General features: G+C 56.7%; 17 protein-coding genes. 10 read left to right on the forward strand and 7 right to left on the reverse strand.

Annotation, left to right across the window (positions count from 1 at the left end; all coding sequences use genetic code 11):
- Genes G482_RS0105565 through G482_RS0105580 form a run of 4 tightly spaced genes read right to left on the reverse strand, consistent with a single transcriptional unit; the run spans nt 1 to nt 3,485 of the window.
- Nucleotides 1-498 carry a YaiI/YqxD family protein gene (locus G482_RS0105565; protein ID WP_051258753.1) on the reverse strand — a complete coding sequence of 166 codons (498 nt, stop codon included), beginning with the start codon at nt 496-498 and terminating at the stop codon, nt 1-3.
- A gap of 9 nt (nt 499-507) precedes the next feature.
- Entirely contained in the window at nt 508-1,392 is an 885-nt protein-coding gene (locus G482_RS17430) for a patatin-like phospholipase family protein (protein ID WP_034619066.1), read from the reverse strand.
- Between the two features lie 14 nt (nt 1,393-1,406).
- Nucleotides 1,407-2,135, reverse strand: a complete 729-nt coding sequence (tsaA, locus tag G482_RS0105575) for a tRNA (N6-threonylcarbamoyladenosine(37)-N6)-methyltransferase TrmO (protein ID WP_051258754.1) — start codon at nt 2,133-2,135, stop codon at nt 1,407-1,409.
- Between the two features lie 30 nt (nt 2,136-2,165).
- The gene (locus tag G482_RS0105580; RefSeq protein ID WP_028449215.1) at nt 2,166-3,485 is read right to left on the reverse strand and encodes a sodium-dependent transporter; all 1,320 of its coding nucleotides are present in this window, start codon (nt 3,483-3,485) and stop codon (nt 2,166-2,168) included.
- 246 nt (nt 3,486-3,731) lie between these two features.
- On the opposite strand from G482_RS0105580, the gene argJ reads away from it, so the two are divergent.
- Nucleotides 3,732-4,973, forward strand: a complete 1,242-nt coding sequence (gene argJ / locus G482_RS0105585) for a bifunctional glutamate N-acetyltransferase/amino-acid acetyltransferase ArgJ (protein ID WP_028449216.1) — start codon at nt 3,732-3,734, stop codon at nt 4,971-4,973.
- Between the two features lie 252 nt (nt 4,974-5,225).
- The gene (locus tag G482_RS19465; RefSeq protein WP_051258755.1) at nt 5,226-7,625 is read left to right on the forward strand and encodes a GAF domain-containing sensor histidine kinase; all 2,400 of its coding nucleotides are present in this window, start codon (nt 5,226-5,228) and stop codon (nt 7,623-7,625) included.
- A gap of 465 nt (nt 7,626-8,090) precedes the next feature.
- Here G482_RS19465 and G482_RS0105600 read toward each other — a convergent pair whose 3' ends face one another.
- Complete coding sequence (locus G482_RS0105600; RefSeq protein WP_028449218.1) at nt 8,091-8,519, reverse strand: hypothetical protein; 429 nt, start codon at nt 8,517-8,519, stop codon at nt 8,091-8,093.
- Between the two features lie 81 nt (nt 8,520-8,600).
- Between G482_RS0105600 and G482_RS0105605 the strand changes: the two genes are divergently transcribed.
- The 3 genes from G482_RS0105605 to G482_RS0105615 are packed head-to-tail and all read left to right on the forward strand — an operon-like array spanning nt 8,601 to nt 10,518.
- Nucleotides 8,601-9,557 (forward strand): Nudix family hydrolase, encoded by a 957-nt coding sequence (locus tag G482_RS0105605; RefSeq protein ID WP_028449219.1) that lies wholly within the window; start codon nt 8,601-8,603, stop codon nt 9,555-9,557.
- Complete coding sequence (locus G482_RS19470; protein WP_051258757.1) at nt 9,554-10,003, forward strand: hypothetical protein; 450 nt, start codon at nt 9,554-9,556, stop codon at nt 10,001-10,003. Before G482_RS0105605 ends, G482_RS19470 begins: the two co-directional genes overlap by 4 nt.
- 38 nt (nt 10,004-10,041) lie before the next feature.
- On the forward strand, nt 10,042-10,518 hold the full coding sequence (locus G482_RS0105615) for a DUF4124 domain-containing protein (protein WP_028449220.1): 477 nt from the start codon (nt 10,042-10,044) through the stop codon (nt 10,516-10,518).
- Nucleotides 10,519-10,551: 33 nt separating this feature from the next.
- Here G482_RS0105615 and G482_RS0105620 read toward each other — a convergent pair whose 3' ends face one another.
- Entirely contained in the window at nt 10,552-11,235 is a 684-nt protein-coding gene (locus G482_RS0105620) for a lipid-binding SYLF domain-containing protein (protein WP_169721052.1), read from the reverse strand.
- 195 nt (nt 11,236-11,430) lie between these two features.
- Here G482_RS0105620 and xth point away from each other — a divergent pair, with 195 nt between their 5' ends.
- The 3 genes from xth (at nt 11,431) to G482_RS0105635 (ending at nt 13,679) form a co-directional block, all read left to right on the forward strand.
- The gene (gene xth / locus G482_RS0105625; protein WP_028449222.1) at nt 11,431-12,198 is read left to right on the forward strand and encodes an exodeoxyribonuclease III; all 768 of its coding nucleotides are present in this window, start codon (nt 11,431-11,433) and stop codon (nt 12,196-12,198) included.
- Between the two features lie 7 nt (nt 12,199-12,205).
- The gene (locus tag G482_RS0105630; RefSeq protein ID WP_028449223.1) at nt 12,206-12,874 is read left to right on the forward strand and encodes a Crp/Fnr family transcriptional regulator; all 669 of its coding nucleotides are present in this window, start codon (nt 12,206-12,208) and stop codon (nt 12,872-12,874) included.
- A gap of 322 nt (nt 12,875-13,196) precedes the next feature.
- The gene (locus tag G482_RS0105635; protein ID WP_034619002.1) at nt 13,197-13,679 is read left to right on the forward strand and encodes a YHS domain-containing (seleno)protein; all 483 of its coding nucleotides are present in this window, start codon (nt 13,197-13,199) and stop codon (nt 13,677-13,679) included.
- Nucleotides 13,680-13,685: 6 nt separating this feature from the next.
- Here G482_RS0105635 and glmS read toward each other — a convergent pair whose 3' ends face one another.
- On the reverse strand, nt 13,686-15,521 hold the full coding sequence (gene glmS / locus G482_RS0105640; protein WP_028449225.1) for a glutamine--fructose-6-phosphate transaminase (isomerizing): 1,836 nt from the start codon (nt 15,519-15,521) through the stop codon (nt 13,686-13,688).
- Nucleotides 15,522-15,710: 189 nt separating this feature from the next.
- Here glmS and G482_RS0105645 point away from each other — a divergent pair, with 189 nt between their 5' ends.
- The gene (locus G482_RS0105645; RefSeq protein ID WP_028449226.1) at nt 15,711-16,010 is read left to right on the forward strand and encodes a hypothetical protein; all 300 of its coding nucleotides are present in this window, start codon (nt 15,711-15,713) and stop codon (nt 16,008-16,010) included.
- Nucleotides 16,011-16,118: 108 nt separating this feature from the next.
- Nucleotides 16,119-17,228 carry an AI-2E family transporter gene (locus G482_RS0105650; RefSeq protein WP_051258759.1) on the forward strand — a complete coding sequence of 370 codons (1,110 nt, stop codon included), beginning with the start codon at nt 16,119-16,121 and terminating at the stop codon, nt 17,226-17,228.
- The last annotated feature ends 67 nt before the right edge of the window (nt 17,229-17,295 follow it).

Here is a 17,295-nt window from a genome sequence, read left to right on the forward strand (position 1 = left end):
TTAGCGCCGGATTTTGGCGAGAAAGCGATCCAGGCTGCGGCCAAAAGCTTGCCGATCGCTGGCGCTAAAGGGCGCGGGGCCACCCAGCTGCTGGCCGCTACTGCGCAGGGTTTCCATAAAATCGCGCATATTCAGCCGCTCGCGAATATTTTCGGCGCTGTAAAATTCGCCACGCGGATTGAGCGCCGCCACGCCATGGCCCACCACTTCGGCGGCTAGCGGAATATCGGCGGTAATCACCAAATCGCCGGGCAGGGCTTGGCTGGCGATCCAGTGGTCGGCCTCATCAAAGCCTTGCGCCACTTGCACCGCCCGAATCACTTTGGAAGGCGGTACCCGCAGCAGCTGATTGGCTACCAGCACCGTGGGCAATTGCAAGCGCTCGGCGGCGCGAAAGATGATTTCCTTGATCACCACCGGGCAGGCATCGGCATCGACCCACAGATGCGGTAGGCGAGTATCTGGCGCTAAGGTCTGATCAGTATGGTCTGCTGGCATATACCCTGCTTATTTTCCGGCTTGGCGCTCGGCGATTTTCTTGCGAATCAGCGGCAGGGCGGCCAGCGCCGCTTTTTCGCCTTCGAGAATGGCGACATTTTTCTGATCAAAATCGCTAGGGCCAATTTTGCCTACTTTCGGGGTAATCACCACATCGGCGCGGGCCAGCTCTTGCTCACCCAGTTTTTGCCCCATGATCACAATGGCCTGATTCATCATGCCCAGCGTGCTGGTGGATGATTTGCCGCTGGCTTTGGCCGAAATATCCACTGCAATCACCAGATTAGCACCCAGCTCGCGCGCGGCATCCACCGGCACCGGGCTGACCACGCCGCCATCGACAAATTTGCGGCTGCCAATCACGGTGGGCGCAAAAATACCGGGAATACTGCTGGAGGCGCGCACAGCCTGGCCCACATTGCCCCGGCTAAAGACCACTCGCGCGCCGGTATCCAGATCGGTGGCCACAGCGGCGAAGGGCTTGGGTAATTTTTCAAATGGGCGGTTGCCGATTTGCTGATTCACATAATCTTGCAGCTTTTGGCCTTTCACGAGGCCGCCGCCAAGTAAATTCACATCACGAATCTGGCTTTCATCCAGCGCCACGGCTTTTTCTTGCAGGGCAAAGGCATCCAGCCCGCTGGCATACAGGCTCCCCACCACACTACCGGCGCTAGTACCGGTCACAATATCGACCTTAATGCCATTGGCTTGCAGCATTTTAATCACGCCGATATGGGCAAAGCCCTTGGCTGCACCACCGCCGAGCGCGAGACCGATTTTCACGGGCGCCGGCGTAGGGGCCGGGCTGGGCGCGGGGGCTTTGTCATTGCTCGGGTTGGTGACGCAGGCGGCCAGAAGACCGACGCTGGCACACACGAAGCTACGGCGCATATAAATCAGGATGCTCACAAGGGGTTCTCCAGCAAATCTTGCAGATATTCAACCATGGCCAGCTGCCCATCGCAGCGCCATTTCACATCATATTGATACAACCGCACCCCATATAGCCGCGTCGGGTCGTCGGCATAGGCCGGGCGCGGGTCTTGCGCCAGCACTTCGGTGATCAGCGCGCGCAAATGCGGGAGGGTGCTGGCCGCCAGTTGGGCCTCGGCCTGCGGGCTAAAACTCACCTGCAGTTGCGGCGGCGGGCCGGCCACAAAGCCGCCACGGGCGGCGGGCTGGCTTTCTACAAACGGAATATACGGCTTAATGTCGACAATCGGGGTGCCATTCACCAGGTCGACCCCGGCAAAGCGCAAGGTGACGCCGGCGCTGCAGTCGATATCCACCAACTGCACTAGCGATAAACCCAGCGAATTGGGGCGAAACGGGCTGCGGCTGGCAAACACGCCAACCTTGGCATTGCCACCCAGCCGCGGTGGGCGCACGGTGGGCGACCATTGGCCGGCCACTTCGTGAAAAATAAAGCTCAGCCACACATGGGAAAAATCGGCGAGGCCGCGCACGCATTCGGCGCGGTTATACGGCGGCAACAGCGTGAGGCTGCCGATGGCATGAGGCGCCAAGCTGGGCTGACGCGGTATGCCGAATTTATCGGCAAACGGCGTCGCCAGATAGCCCAGCGGCGAAAGGGTAAAGGTAGTCACGCGCTCATTGTGCCAAACTGCCGGCATTTCAGACAGCGCAGTTTTACCGCTGTGGTGTTACAGACTGTGCCACCAGATAGCGCCGATCACCAGTGGCGAAACCCAAGCACACACCAGTTTGAAGACCGGCAAGATGCGCGCCGAGCCTTCGGCTTGCAGATCGCCCTGTATGCGGGACCAGATCGCCCAGCCGACAAACAGCGCCGACAGCAGCCCGCCGGCTGGCAGCATCAGATTGCTGGTGAGGTAATCCATCAGATCAAACACGGTTTTGCCAAACAGCAGCACATCTTTCATGGCGCCAAACGACAGCGCGGCCGGAATACTGAACACCCACACGCTCACGGCGCTCATCCAGGTGGCTTTGGGGCGGGCGAAGCCGAATTCATCCATCAGAAAGGCTACGATCGGCTCCAAAATCGATACCGATGATGTTAGTGCAGCAAAAATCAGCAACAGGAAAAACGCAATCGCAAAGCCTTGGCCAAACGGCATTTGCGCAAAAATCGCTGGCATGGTGATAAAGGTGAGCCCTGGCCCCGCACCCGGATTCACATTAAAGGCAAAGACTGCCGGCAACACCAACAGCCCGGCCAACAGGCAGGCCAGTGTGGCCAGGGTGGTGATCCACAACGAGGTTTTCGCCAGATTGGTGCCTGGCGCCACATATGAGCCGTAGGCAATCAGCAGCCCCAAGCCGACTGAAAGCGAAAACAGCGCCAGCCCCATCGCGTCGAGCACAATCGCGGCGGTGAGCTGCGAGAAATCGGGTTGCACAAAATAGCGCACGCCTTCCATCGCTCCCGGCAAGGTCAGCGAGCGGCCAATCAAGACCAGCAAGAGGAAAAACAGCATCGGCATCAGCACTTTACTCCAGCGCTCAATGCCTTTTTCCACCCCCAGCAAGACCACCCAGGTGGTGACGCCCAGAAACAGCGTTGTGTAAATGATGGCCTGCAGCGGGTCGGCAATAAAGCGGGTAAACAGCTGCTCTAGCACCGCCACATCGCGGGTAATGGCTTCGCCGGTGGCCGATTGATACAAGTAGGCAAAGGTCCAGCCGCCCACCACCGAATAAAACGACAAAATCAGAAACGAGCACAGCACCGACAAGCGGCCCGCCCACGGCCACAGGCCGCCTTTGAGATTACGAAAAGCGGTGGTCGCGGATTTTTGCGCCGCCCGGCCAATCAGCATTTCGGCCAGCAGCATGCCGATACCCACGGTAAACACGCAGGCTAGATACACCAGCAAAAAGGCGCCGCCGCCATTTTTGCCCGCCATATATGGAAACTTCCAGATCGCTCCCAGGCCCACGGCCGAGCCGGCGGTGGCCAGAATAAAGCCGAGTTTTGAACCCCAATTCGCACGAGACATACAGCACACATCCACAACAAAACAGCCACTTATCCGGCTGGCGGCACGCTTTTGCGCGCCCGATTGATCGGCAATAACTAAGCCCGAGTGTGCCGGATTTGGCGGCTGGCCTCTATTGCGAATAGTTCGTACAGCGAGCCGTGGCGGTGCTTGAGGCTGCACACTGTGTTTTCACGGGCTTTCTTAATTCTGTTAGCGGCTTCGGTTACAATGGCGGCTTTTCTTGCTTACCTTGCTGGAGTGCCCATGCCTGTGAATATCGCCCCCCTGGACCCCGCCGCACTGCATCCGGTTGCCGGTGTTGAAATCGGTATCGCTTCGGCAGGCATTAAAAAACCGGGCCGCAAGGATGTCACCGTGTTTCGCCTGGCGCCAGGCAGCAAAGTGGCCGGGGTGTTTACGCTGAACCGTTTCTGCGCTGCACCCGTACGGCTTTGCCAGCAATACCTGCAGCAGTATACGGCTGGGGGCAAGGAAATCCGGGCGCTGGTGGTCAATACCGGCAATGCCAATGCCGGCACCGGGGTCGATGGTTTGAATCGCGCCACCGCCATTTGCGCTGAGCTGGCCGCCAGCTGGGGCCTGGCCACCGAGCAGGTGTTGCCGTTTTCAACCGGCGTGATCCTAGAGCCACTGCCGAGCGAGAAAATCATCGCTGCACTGCCTGAGGCTACCGCCGATTTGTCGCCCAGCAACTGGGCCGCGGCGGCCAGCGCGATTATGACCACCGACATCGTGCCCAAAGCCAGCAGCAAACAAATCCAGATCGGCGACAAAACCGTCACGATTACTGGCATCGCCAAAGGCTCGGGCATGATTCACCCGAATATGGCCACCATGCTGGGTTATGTGGCAACCGATGCGGCGATTAGCCAGGCGTTGCTGCCGGGCTTACTCAAGCACGCAGCCGATGTATCGTTTAACAGCATTACCGTCGATGGCGATACCAGCACCAATGACTCGTTTATCCTGATCGCCACCGGCCAGGCCGGCCATGCCGAAATCACTGCGGCCGACAGCCCCGAATTTGCCGCGCTGCAGGCGGCAGTAGTGGAAGTGTCGCAGTTTCTGGCACAGGCCATCGTGCGCGATGGTGAGGGCGCCACCAAATTCATCAGCATTAATGTCAGCGGCGGCGCCAGCTACGACGAATGCAAGGCCGTGGGCTATGCGATTGGCCGCTCGCCCCTAGTGAAAACTGCGTTTTTTGCCTCTGACCCTAATCTGGGGCGGATTCTGGCGGCGATTGGCTACGCCGGTATTCAAGATCTGGATGTCGATCAGATCGAAGTGCGGCTCGATGATGTACTGGTGGCCAAAGATGGCGGCCGCCACCCCGATTACCGCGAAGAGCAGGGGCAAGCGGTGATGAACAAAGCCGAGATCGCAATCAATATCAATCTGCAGCGCGGAGCGCACAGCGCCACGGTGTGGAGCTGCGATTTCTCGTACGACTACGTGAAAATCAACGCCGAATATCGCAGCTAAGCTGGCCACGCTGAGTCGGCCTGCCGCCTTGCGTGAGTTGCTCTGCATGCGCTTGGCGGCTAGGCGCTAAGTCGTGCGCCGCGGTGTGATCAAGCAATGTGGATGGGCTTAGTAAAAAGGATACCCGGGTGGGTATCCTTTTTTATTGCTTATTGATGAATGCTTATCAGGCTATACCCCTCTAGGCCTGATTGGGCTGGCCGCTGGGGCGGGGCAGTTCTATAGTGAAGCATATTCTGCGAGATGCGGCGCATGACCCAGCCCACGATTTCATCCTTGCTGCAGCCCATGGTGGCGCAAATCCACCGGCGGGTATTTACCGATCGCTTTGAAGCGTTTAACGATTGCGAGGCCGGTTTTCGCCTCGCGCGGGCGATGCACGATCATGCCGCATTTATCGCCATCGCGATTGATTATGGCTTGGTGATTGATCAGCACGGCTATCCGGATGCCAGCATCAGTATTTTGTATGAAGCGCTACAACTGGCGCAGAGCTATCACCTATTTCATGACGAGGCGCGCCTGCTGAATGTGATTGGCCGCGCGGTCTATACCCGGGCGGAATACCGGCGCGCGATGCAGGCCTGGGCGCATTGCCTGGAAGTGGCGGCGCTGGCCGATGATCAGGTGAGCTGGACGTGGGCCAAGCTGGGCATCGCACAAATCTACGATGCGCTGAATGACAATCACACTGCCGTGATTTTGCTGCGCCAGGCTGAGGCCCGCGGCCGGCCGCTGGGCGACGATATGCTGTTGCTGAATATCTTGCTCAATCTTGGGGTGAATCTGTATCACATCGCCGATCTGCCGGCGGCATTGAGTGTGTATCAGGAATCTTTGCAGCTGGCGGAGCGCCTGCAACATCTGGATGATCTCGGCGAAATTTTATTCCGGATCGCCGAAGTCGAACTGGCGCAGCACAACATCGCTGCGGCTTTACAGAACCTAGATGAAGCGCAACGCATATGCGAGCAATCGCATCATATGTGGGCGCTGGCGAATATTCATGGCGTGCGCGCGCAGGCGCTGGCTGAGCAGGATAAGTTGCAGGAAGCACTGCTGGAAGTCGCGGTCGGGATTGATTACGCCACGCGCTCCGGCTCGGCGCATATTCAAATGCGCTTGCTGGAATTGCAATCCACTTTGGCCGAGCGTAATCAAGACGCCAGCCTCACCTTGGCGGCGTACAAAGCTGCGATGGCGCTGCGCGAGCAGATTAGCCCACATGATTACCGGCAGCAACTCACCGAGCTGGAAGACCTGGCCGGGCTGCGCCCCAGCCCGGGGCGGATCTTGCTGGAGCTGGCCAATCACCCGCAGCTCGAGCATTGCGAGCTAGCGGCGCTGGCGCAGCTCTTGTGCGAAACCGCCTGCCAAATCATGCCCAAGGTCCTGGCCCGCTATGCGGCTTTTGAGCCGGATTTGCAGCAATTTTCGGTGATTTTTGGCCAAGCCGAGTTAGAGCGGCTAGCCTTACCGTCGCGGCTACTCAATAGCCTGCGGCAGGGGGAAATGACGGTGGCACATAATGCGCAACACCATCAGCTGACCTGGGAATGCTATGAGCGTTTGTTTCAGGCACGGCAGGTGTTGTCGGTATTAATCGTGCCCTTGCGGCTGAACGAAAGCCTATATGGCGCGCTGCTGATTGAGCATCCGGGTAGTATTAAAAACTGGTCGGTGGATGAAGTGCAGCAGGCCAATCAGCTGGCGATAATCGGCACCCGGGCGCTGGCCAATATCGAGCGGCAGATTTTTCAGGCCGATATTGCCCGCCTGAATGCCAAGCTGCAGCAGAGCAACACCGAGCTTGAGCAACGGGTGGTGGAGCGCACGCTGGAGTTGCAAAAAGCCATGGCCCACTTGGTTGAGTCTGAAAAATTGGCCTCGCTGGGTAATTTGGTGGCCGGTTTTGCGCATGAACTGAACACCCCCCTGGGCACGACGCTAACCGCTGCGAGTACCTTGCTGGAGAAAAACCGCGAAATTCTGGGGGCGGTGAATGAGGGCGCGATGAAACGCTCGCTGCTGATGCAATATCTGGATGAAAGCAGCATGATCGCTGAGCTGGTTGAGCGCAACGCCCGCCGTGCCAGTAATCTGATTGCCAATCTGAAACAGGTGGCGGTGGATACCGCTTCTAGCAAGCGGCGCGATTTCGATTTGCGCCAAGTGATCGAGGAAACGATCGCCGCGCAGGCCGTTAATTTGCGACATAAAAATGTGCGGATTGAAAATCGGATTCCGGCCGGGCTACAGTTGCTGAGCTACCCCGGCGCGCTAGAGCAAATTATCAGTAACTTTATTCATAACTCCTTGGTGCATGCCTTTACCCCGGAACAGGAAGGGCAGATTGTGCTGGATGGCCGGATGCTGAATGCTCAGCAAATTGAGCTGAGTTATCGCGACAATGGTTGCGGCATCCCCGACGCCATCAAAAAACGGGTGTTTGACCCCTTTTTTACTACCCGTTTTGGACACGGCGGCAGTGGTCTGGGCTTGTATCTGGTGTATTCGCTGGTCAATGGCACTTTGGGTGGCGTGCTAGAGCTGCAAGATGCACCCGCTGGTGGGGTATGGTTTAGCTTGCGCCTGCCGGTGGAAGCTCCGGCCGAGCAAGGGGCGCATGGCAGCCTGTATAGCGGTAGCTGATGCAGTGCTAGCGCTGCAAATGAAAACGGAGCCTCGCGGCTCCGTTGTTACTTCAATCATTCAGGGCTTGTTTTGGCCATACCTACCGATAAGGTTCCGCGATCTCCAATGCGAGATTTCTCTCGTCGTCGTGGTCTAATTTGGCAGGGTTTTTAAAGGCCCGGAACAAGTTCATCAACGCATCGTTGACCGTACTCGCTAAGCCTTCCATGAAGTTGATTCGCATAACGAACTCCTTGAAGGTTTCACTATCTACGTCGCTGATTTTGCTGACAGGTGCCGCCCCGTGTTTCCAACGGGCAGCTCGTTGCAGGAGTGTCGTCTCCTGCCTCGCCAGCACTGCGGTGCCGGCCTGTTGGCACAACCGTACGTGCTGCCGTAACCCCATTGTCACGGCAACGAAACCAATTTAGCACTTCGCCGCAGAGTTATACAAGTAGGGTTTACAGAAAAAACGGCCTTACATCATGCGTTTAGCGGCATGAGCCTAACTGGCGTGCCCTGTAGTGGGCAGCCTAGCGCTTGCAGGCGGGTGCGATTTTCATCGCTGAGTAAACTGGGGGGGAGGCGGACCAAATAATCGGCAAAATTCTGGGCGCTATGCTCGCTCAGGTGAGGAATCAGGTGATCAATAAAAAAGATGCGTGGTGCATCGCACAGACGAGGTGAGAGCTGATTAAGCAAGGTAATCGGGGCGTCGCGCAGAAGATACCAATCCTGTTCATGTACAATCAGCGCATGCAGCAGCGCGCCCCAGCCAAGCTGGCCCACCACCGTTTGTGGTGATACCGCAATAATGCCGCAAACCAGCTCGGGTGCATGCAGCAAGGTATTAAGCTGCGTGAGAGTGCGCTGGCAATTGCTGTGCTGAATTTCAATCAGGTGCCGAAGCATGGCAGGCGTAAAGCTGACGAATTGATACGATCAAAGCATTGCTTATGGTTGGTATTTTGCAAGTTAAATCAGAGATTTTTGATGATGAGCGTTAAGAAAGTCACTCGCGTCGCTGCCGGGATATTAGTACGCCCAGATGGACAGTTTCTACTCTCCAGCCGACCCGCCGGCAAAGTGTACGCAGGCTACTGGGAATTCCCCGGTGGCAAGCTTGAAGAAAACGAAAGCGCTTTGGCTGCGCTACAACGCGAATTGCATGAAGAGCTAGGTATTCGTGTGACTGCTGCGCGCCCCTGGATTTGCCAGCGATTTGAATATCCGCATGCCACGGTGGAATTACGCTTTTTTATCGTCACGGCTTGGGAAGGCGAGTTGCATAGCCGCGAGGCGCAACAGTTTGCTTGGCAGCGGGTAGGGCAGCTGACGCAGTCGCCGATTTTGCCGGCCAATGGCCCAATCCTGCGCGGCTTAGCACTGCCCCAACGTTTGCTGATTTCGCCGGGGGCTACCCTGCCAGCGGCGCAGTGGCTGACGAAGATGGCGCATTATTGGCAAACCGAGCCGGCTTGGCTGGTGCTGCGCGAACCGCAATGCTCGGAGGAAGAGTATCGAGCCTTGTTTACACAACTGCTACAGATACCGCGGCCGCATGGCGGAAAGCTGCTGGTGCACGGCCCGCATGGTGCGAGTTATGCAGGTGAAGCAGATGGTTGGCATTTAACGTCGACACAATTAAGTGCGCTGGATCAGCGCCCGCGTGGCTTTGATTGGATTGGCGCCTCTTGCCACAATGAGTCGCAGCTGGCGGCAGCGAACCAATTAGGGCTTGATTACACCCTTCTTGGGCATGTGGCGAGTACCGCTAGCCACCCGCAGCAGCCTCCACTCGGATGGGAAGAGTTCACTCGCTTACTGGCCTTGGGCTGGGCGGCGCCGTGTTACGCGATTGGTGGGCAAAGAGTGAGCACGCTACCGCAAGCTCACGCAGCCGGCGCGCATGGGGTTGCGGTGCTGCGTGATGCTTGGATTAGCGAATGACAACGCGTAAGCAATGGTTGGCGTTGCTAGTGGCTGCACTGGGCATGATTGGGCTTTATACCTGGCTTGGGCCGCGTAACGTGGCGGCTACGCCATCGATACGCGTGGATTGCCCCAGTCTGGCTAAGGCGTGTGAGGTGCAACGACCCAACTTGCCCCCGATCCGCTTGCAGGTTGTTGGCGGCGTGCCTGCGCAGGGGCAGTTTACTTTGCAACTTTCCGGCGCCCAGCAGGCCGCGAGTGCCAGCTGGCAGATGAGTGGCATGGAAATGGGTCCCAATCGCTATCAGCTACAAGCTCAAAGTGACGGCAGCTTTCGCGCGAGTATGGCTTTACCCATGTGCACCCAGCAGCGCCACGATTGGGTACTGCAGCTGAATATTGATGGGCAGCTCATTGAAGTGCTGACCAGTGTGCCGGGCACTGGGCAAGGCGCAGCAAAATGAGCCACAATCAAGCCTAGGTGTGGATTGGAGTGGGCAAGATGAAACGTGCACTACTACTGTGTTTGCTGGCAGCACCCGCGTTGGCGGGCAAAGTTTACCAATGGCGGGATGCCGATGGCCGGGTGTTTTATTCCGATCAGCCGCCGCCCAGTGTGCAATACACCGAGCGCAAAATCCGCCCCAATACGGTCGGGCAGGCAAGCCGGGCGAGCAGTGTTGATCAGGCTAACAATGAAACACAGGTGGTGTTGTGGGTGAGTGCGAGCTGTGAACCCGCCTGTTCACAAGCGCTAGAACTGCTGGATCGGCGTGGTGTGCAATATGATGTCCGCAATGTGGATCCGGCCAATGAAAAAAGTATGCTGGCTTTTTTCAACGTGGTCGGCACGATGCAGGCCCGCCCGCCTGTGCTGCAATTGGGTAAGGAAGTTTTGAAAGAATTTAATAGCCCGCTCTGGCAAGCCGCCCTGTCCAAGGCGGGCTATGGCATCAAAAATACACCAGCCAAAAAATAAGCCGGGCGCTGAGTGTCAATCCCGGCTAATGGTTTACTGCTGATTTAGCTCTTTGCTCACCGAGTATTTAGACCCTGCGACCGTCGCTTCGGCCATCAAGCCATTTTCGGTAATCTGATAGATATAAATTCCATCCGCGATGCGTTTTGCTCCCGCAATCCCTGCGCCTTTATCGTGCGCTTTGGCGGCTGCCGTCGCGGTTGCATCTGCTGCCCACCCTTGCGTTATGAATTGCTCATAGGTTTTGGCATCGGTAAAGACCAGCACTTCACGGGTTTCTTTGCCACCCAATCCCAGACCGACTTTACCTTGCAACATGGTCATATAAGTCGCTTTGCCTTGCCGATAAGCGGCGCCTTCACCGCCGCCGGCCCCCAAGAAAAAGACCGTGACGCCACCGGTTTTAAAAACTGCATAACCCGCGGCTTTTGCAATTTGAGCTTTGGCTTGCGGGTACTTTTGATAAATCAACTTGAGCGTACTTTGCGTATTGCGATCAATATTGGCCCGCCGCTCAGCGGGCGTCGCCTGTTTGGCGCTGGTGCTGCTTGGGTTGGTAGGCTGTTCGGCGGCATACAGCGGGGTGATCAGGCTGACTGCAACTAGGGGAAGGCACATGCGCTTTAACATGGAGGATCTCCTGTTAGTCGGTGAATAGTGAGTATCGTTAGCAAGCTTGGCTAAACCAACTGGAATATTCACATCATCGCTGCGCAATAAAACAAATCCATGACAAACTGACAAGACTGACACTGGTTTTACGATGAAACTGAGGGTGTAGTGTGAAGCGAATCATGCTTGCTGTCAGCCCAACTCCCCTTGGGAGGCATATTTCATGCACAATAAGGGGATTTTGTAATTAAACCCGCGTGTCATGAACTGAAGGCGCGGGTAAAGCTGGGTAATCACGGAATGAAAATTGCATGCTGGAATGTGAACTCACTCAAAGTTCGCTTACCGCAGGTCTTGGATTGGTTACAAGCCAATCCGGAGGTGACTGCGCTCTGCCTGCAGGAAACCAAAATGGATGATCCGGTCTTTCCGGCCGAAGAAATTCGTGCGGCGGGATTTGAGGTCGCTTTTGCGGGGCAAAAAACCTATAACGGCGTGGCGATTATTGCCCGCGCACCGATTGAAGATGTGGTGATCAATATCCCCGGCTTTGATGATCCGCAAAAACGCGTGATCACGGCCACGGTCAATGGGGTGCGGCTGGTTGGGGCGTATATTCCTAATGGCCAGGATCTGGAATCGGATAAATACCCCTACAAACTGGCTTGGCTGAACGCGCTTACCGATTGGCTAGCCCAAGAATTACAGCAATATCCCCAGCTCGCTTTGCTAGGCGATTACAACATCGCGCCGGAAGATCGGGATGTGCATGATATAAAGAAATGGGCGGGTGGCGTGTTGGTGTCGCCTGCCGAGCGCGAAGCCTTTCAACGCCTGCTCGATCTTGGGCTGGTAGATAGTTTCCGTCTGTTTGAACAAGCCGAGAAAGCCTTTAGCTGGTGGGATTACCGGGGCTTTTCCTTTAAGAAAAATGCGGGCTTGCGGATTGATCACATTTTGTTATCGACCGCCCTGGCCCCGCGCTGTACCGCCTGTGTGATCGATGTTGAGCCACGCAAGCATGAGCGTCCATCCGATCACACGCCGGTCGTGGCGACTTTAAACTGAGTACCCCATGGATAAAGCAAGATTACTTTCCGGCAGCAGCCTGTTCTGCCAACTGAGCTATCAAGAACTGGCCGAGCTGGCCGAGCACGCTCAGTCGCGCCATGTTCGCACCCGCCAGATCGTGCTGGCACAAGGTGAGCGCAGTGATGAAATGTATGCCGTACTGCACGGCCGGCTGAAAGTCACGCGCAGTAACACTGAAGGCCGCGAGCTGACGCTGGCCATTTTGGAAGCGGGTGAAGTGTTTGGTGAGCTGGCCATGCTGGATGGCGGCGTACGCACCGCCACCGTCGAGGCGCTCGAAGATTGCGAATTGCTGGTGCTGCAACGCGCAGTGGTGGATCAGTATCTGAACGCCCACCCGCTGGTGATGCGCTCTCTGATTCAGACATTGTGCGAACGTTTGCGGGCTGCGGATGAGCTGGTGCAAGACACTTTATTCCTGCCTTTGCCGCAGCGTCTGGCCAAAGTGCTGCGCCATCTGGCGCACAATCACGGTGATACCACTGAAGATGGCATTCGCATTGATTTGAAACTCACCCAGCAAGAATTGGCTAATTTTGTTGGCGCCACCCGTGAGAGTGTCAATAAACAGCTGAGCGCCTGGGAGACCCAGGGTTGGCTCTCTATGCGCGGGGGGTATATCTTGCTAAGCAAGATGGATCAACTGCCTTAAGCTCATACCATGCAGGGTATCTTGCTGGCTGAGGCGCTGTGACACCCCTCACATCCAGCCAGTGGCCCTTGCCGTAGTCTAGCGTCCGCTGCCAACTTTCTGCGTTGGCCCGGGCGCTTTTTTACGCCCCTCGCTGGCTGATCAGCGGTCTAAAATTGGTCTTTATTAGGTATTAACCCTAATATGTCTTGGCTTTGTGTTGTAGTAATGCAGCAGTTTTGATTTGTAATCTACGTAAGTTGACTACGAAAAACCGTCTCTGGCTAAATCTGCGCTGTAAGCAATATTGCTGAATTATTAAAAAATAAACAAGGGGATAAACATGGTAGGTCGATCTGTATCACGTGCTTTGCTGACAGCAGTCTTGGTAATGGGTGTTGCTCACCCAGCGGCACAGGCTTTTAACCCAAGCTCAGGTGCGCCAGTGAATATTGATGACAACGGGGTAGCGCTGCGTGGCTATGATCCAATGTCGTATTTCAGCGGCAAGCCGCAAGCCGGCGATAGCAGCCTGAAATTCAGCTACGAAGGTGCGACGTATTACTTTGCTAATCGCGACAATCTGAATAAATTCAAAGCCAACCCAGCGCAATACGCGCCGCGCTTTGGTGGTTTCTGCGCGCAAGCGGTCGCCAAAGAAAAGAAAGTCGATAGCGATCCACTGTCGTACAAAATTGTGGACGGCTATCTCTTTCTGACCGCAAAAAACGTGTACAAAGATTGGGTGGTGAATGTGGACGGCTACGTGAAGCAGGCCTATGTGCGCTGGCCTGACATCAAAAACGTACCGCCCAAAGGCCTTTAAGCCGCTTTACTCTACGGTCACCGATTTCGCCAGGTTACGTGGCTTGTCGACATCGGTGCCTTTGCGATGGGCCGTATGATAGGCCAGCAGTTGCAAAGGAATCGTGAATACGATCGGCGCCAACGGGCCGCAGTGCCCGTTGAGCGTGATCATCGATTTCACATACGGCAGCGCGGCTTCGCAGCCGGGCTCTGCCAGCAAATACACTTGCCCCCCGCGTGCCTGCACTTCACGCAAATTCGACATCAGCTTATCAAATAGCTCATCGCGCGCCGCGCAGACAATCACCGGCATTTCCTCATCCACCAGCGCCAGTGGGCCGTGTTTCAGCTCACCTGCGGCATAGCCTTCGGCATGAATATAGGCGATTTCCTTGAGCTTTAGCGCGCCTTCCAGCGCAATCGGGAACAAGGTATTGCGCCCCAAAAACAAGGCATGCTGATGATGGCTGAGCGCTTGCGCCCATTGCTCGATCTGGCTTTCCTGCTGCAATACGCCGCTGATCATGCCGGGCAGGCGGGGCAGATAGTGCGCCAGCTCATTGAGTTCGTCCGCGGCCAGCGTTTGCCGCTGCTTGGCCAGCGTGACGGCTAGCACGTACAGCGCCGCCAGCTGGGTGGTAAAGGCTTTGGTGGAGGCGACGCCGATTTCGAGCCCGGCTTGCGTCAGCATGGCCAGATCGGCTTCGCGAGTCAGCGTGGCGTGGGCCACATTGCAGATGGCCAAGACTTTCACTTCGCCGCGCTGTTTGGCGCTGCGTACGGCGGCCAACAGATCGGCGGTTTCACCCGATTGCGAGATGGCCACAATCAGCGTGCCGGGCATTTCGCGCGAATCGCGATAGCGGTATTCACTGGCGATGTCCACACTGACTGGCACGCCAGCCAACGCCTCCACCCAGTATCTAGCCACAAGCCCTGCGTGATAGCTCGAGCCACACGCAATAATCCGGATGTGGTTGGCCGCTTGCAGCACCTCGGCGGCGCCGGGGCCAAACAGCGCCGGATTAAACTGCTGGGCCAGCGCGCTGCTCATGGTGTTGGCCAGCGCTTCGGGCTGCTCGAAGATTTCTTTTTGCATGTAATGGCGATAAGGCCCCAGCTCGGCCGATTGCGCGCAGACATCCAGCATTTTGCTGGCCCGCTCAACCTGCTGCCCATCGCGATCGAAAATCTGCAGAGCCTGAGCGCTGATGAGGGCCAGATCGCCCTCTTCGAGATAAATCATTTTTTGCGTTAAGGGCAGTAGCGCGGCGATGTCGGAAGCAAAGAAATACTCCTGAAACCCCAGCCCCAAGACCAGCGGGCTGCCTTGCCGGGCGCAGATCACTTGCTCGGGGTGATCTAAATGCAAAACGCCAATTGCAAACGCGCCGTGCAGGCGGGCAATCGCGGCTTGCACCGCAGCCAGAAAATCTGGCTGGCGCTGATGTTCGGCATCGATCAGATGGGCAATCACTTCGGTGTCGGTTTCAGATACAAAGCGGTAGCCTTGGGCGATCAGCTCGGTTTTTAGCTCGGCAAAATTCTCAATAATGCCGTTGTGCACCACCATCACCTTCTCGCCGCCTTGATGCGGATGGGCGTTGGCTTCGCTGGGGCCGCCGTGCGTAGCCCAGCGTGTATGGGCGATCCCGACCAGGCCGCACAGGGTATGCACTTTTTTCGCTAAATCGGCTACGCGGCCGGCGACCCGGGCACGGGCAAATTGGGCGCTGGCGCCTAATTGATGAATCATGGCCACGCCGCTGGAGTCATAGCCGCGATATTCCAGCCGCGACAACCCCTCCATCAGCATAGGGACGACATTCCGGCTTGAGAGAGCGCCAACGATACCGCACATACTTCCTTACTCCTGAGAAAATGTTGCATTGCACGAGCGAACTGTAGGGGAGACGTCGGCAACTGTCGCTAAATCAATCACCTTATGCCGAACGGCAGGCTGGTGCGCCGTTTGACGGATGGCGCTTTGCAATGCTTGGGCGCTCACTAGAGTGAAATCAAGCAAGTGTTTTCGCGGGGTAGCAAGAAGATGGCCATTCAATTACTCAGTTTGGGCGTTATTGGCGTTCGCCTGCTTGATCGCATCCTGACTAGCTCAGCCACCTATCCAGAAGAGCTGGCCGACCAGATCGTGGATGAAATCAATGTCTATCTGGGCCGGGCGCGCGAGGAAGAAAAAAGCCTGTTGTTTAATCTCTGTTGCGAAGTGCACGAGGCGCTGGCCGATCGCTTTGGCCGCGTCGATAGCCCGCAGGCGCGGCAAGATGTGGCGCAGATGATGGGCTTGCTGATTTATCGTGCCAAAGTCAGTAGCGGCCCCGCCCGCTAGTGCTACCACTTACCTCGCTGCAACAAGGCCGGCGTGCGCGCCGGCTTTTTTTCGTCTTACAGACTGATTCACGTTATCCTAGCGCATCCTGAATGAAGGCTAAATACCATGAAAATCAAAGCTTCCGAGCTGGTTGAGCCGCTGATTGCGCTGGCGGCTTTACTTCTACTGTGCCTCACCGTTTATGCCGTGGTGAAACCGTTTCTGGCCGCTTCGCTGTGGGCGGCAATGCTGGTGCTCACTACCTGGAAGCCTTACCTCTGGCTGGTGGAGCGGATGCGGGGTCAGCGCGCGCTGGCGGCGGTGGTGATGTTGCTGGGGCTGTGCTTGTTTTTCTTGCTGCCGATTGTGCTGGCGGCCAGCGATTTTGCTGATGTGGGTCTCGATTTTATTGCGCGGATTCGGGCGAGTTTTGAGGCTGGCTGGCCAGCGCTGCCGGAATGGCTGGTGGCATTGCCGCTGGTGGGTGAGCCGATCGGCGAATTCTGGCAAGGCTTGGGCGCGCATGATGCCAAAACCATGTCGATGATCCGCAGCCTGATTGGCCCCGCCACGCAATGGCTACTGGTGGTGGGCGGGCATATTGGCGGCGGCTTGGTGCTGTTGATGATGAGCCTGTTTATCGCGTTTTTCCTCTACCAAGATGGCGAGCACATCCGCGATTGGGTGCGAGGCTTGTTGACTCGGGTGGCCGGCGAGCGCAGCACAGAGCTCTTGGCGGTATCGGTGAGCTCGACCAAGGGCGTGGTGTACGGCTTTATTGGTACCGCGCTGGCGCAAGCGGTGTTGTCGTGGTTTGCCTATGCGATTTCTGGCGTGCCTAATGCCATGTCGCTGGGCTTTGCCAGCTTTATTCTGGCCTTACTGCCGGGCGGGCCGGTCTTGCTGGGTTTGCCGGCGGCGGCGTGGTTGTTCCATCAGGGGGATACCGGCTGGGCAATCTTTATGGCTGCCTGGATGCTGTTGGTGGTGAGTTCGGCCGACAATGTGATCAAACCCTTATTGATCGGCAAAGGCAGCAATCTGCCGTTTATTTTGATCCTGTTCGGGGTCTTGGGCGGGGCCTTGGCTTTTGGCATGTTGGGCGTGTTTATTGGCCCGGTGCTGCTGACAGTGTTTTACGAAATCGCCCGCTCATGGATTTTACGCTCGGATGCCCAGCCGGGGGATGAAGTGCTGGCCGAAGCGGAAAGCGTGATTATCACGCAGCCGGATTAAGCTATACCCATATTGTGTATATCTCGATATGCCTTGATCCGAAATGTTTATGGGGATATACCCCTAA

The sequence above is a fragment of the Chitinibacter tainanensis DSM 15459 genome (genome assembly GCF_000429785.1).
GTDB lineage: Bacteria > Pseudomonadota > Gammaproteobacteria > Burkholderiales > Chitinibacteraceae > Chitinibacter > Chitinibacter tainanensis.

Excerpts from the sequence above, each read along its gene's own strand:
- G482_RS0105565 (WP_051258753.1), bottom strand. The coding sequence starts at position 498 with ATGCCAGCAGACCATACTGATCAGACCTTAGCGCCAGATACTCGCCTA.
- G482_RS0105600 (WP_028449218.1), bottom strand. The coding sequence starts at position 8,519 with ATGCTTCGGCACCTGATTGAAATTCAGCACAGCAATTGCCAGCGCACT.
- G482_RS19470 (WP_051258757.1), top strand. The coding sequence starts at position 9,554 with ATGACAACGCGTAAGCAATGGTTGGCGTTGCTAGTGGCTGCACTGGGC.
- G482_RS0105635 (WP_034619002.1), top strand. The coding sequence starts at position 13,197 with ATGGTAGGTCGATCTGTATCACGTGCTTTGCTGACAGCAGTCTTGGTA.
- xth (WP_028449222.1), top strand. The coding sequence starts at position 11,431 with ATGAAAATTGCATGCTGGAATGTGAACTCACTCAAAGTTCGCTTACCG.
- tsaA (WP_051258754.1), bottom strand. The coding sequence starts at position 2,135 with ATGCCGGCAGTTTGGCACAATGAGCGCGTGACTACCTTTACCCTTTCG.
- G482_RS19465 (WP_051258755.1), top strand. The coding sequence starts at position 5,226 with ATGACCCAGCCCACGATTTCATCCTTGCTGCAGCCCATGGTGGCGCAA.
- G482_RS0105615 (WP_028449220.1), top strand. The coding sequence starts at position 10,042 with ATGAAACGTGCACTACTACTGTGTTTGCTGGCAGCACCCGCGTTGGCG.
- argJ (WP_028449216.1), top strand. The coding sequence starts at position 3,732 with ATGCCTGTGAATATCGCCCCCCTGGACCCCGCCGCACTGCATCCGGTT.
- G482_RS0105630 (WP_028449223.1), top strand. The coding sequence starts at position 12,206 with ATGGATAAAGCAAGATTACTTTCCGGCAGCAGCCTGTTCTGCCAACTG.
- G482_RS0105645 (WP_028449226.1), top strand. The coding sequence starts at position 15,711 with ATGGCCATTCAATTACTCAGTTTGGGCGTTATTGGCGTTCGCCTGCTT.
- G482_RS0105650 (WP_051258759.1), top strand. The coding sequence starts at position 16,119 with ATGAAAATCAAAGCTTCCGAGCTGGTTGAGCCGCTGATTGCGCTGGCG.
- G482_RS0105580 (WP_028449215.1), bottom strand. The coding sequence starts at position 3,485 with ATGTCTCGTGCGAATTGGGGTTCAAAACTCGGCTTTATTCTGGCCACC.
- G482_RS17430 (WP_034619066.1), bottom strand. The coding sequence starts at position 1,392 with ATGCGCCGTAGCTTCGTGTGTGCCAGCGTCGGTCTTCTGGCCGCCTGC.
- glmS (WP_028449225.1), bottom strand. The coding sequence starts at position 15,521 with ATGTGCGGTATCGTTGGCGCTCTCTCAAGCCGGAATGTCGTCCCTATG.
- G482_RS0105605 (WP_028449219.1), top strand. The coding sequence starts at position 8,601 with ATGATGAGCGTTAAGAAAGTCACTCGCGTCGCTGCCGGGATATTAGTA.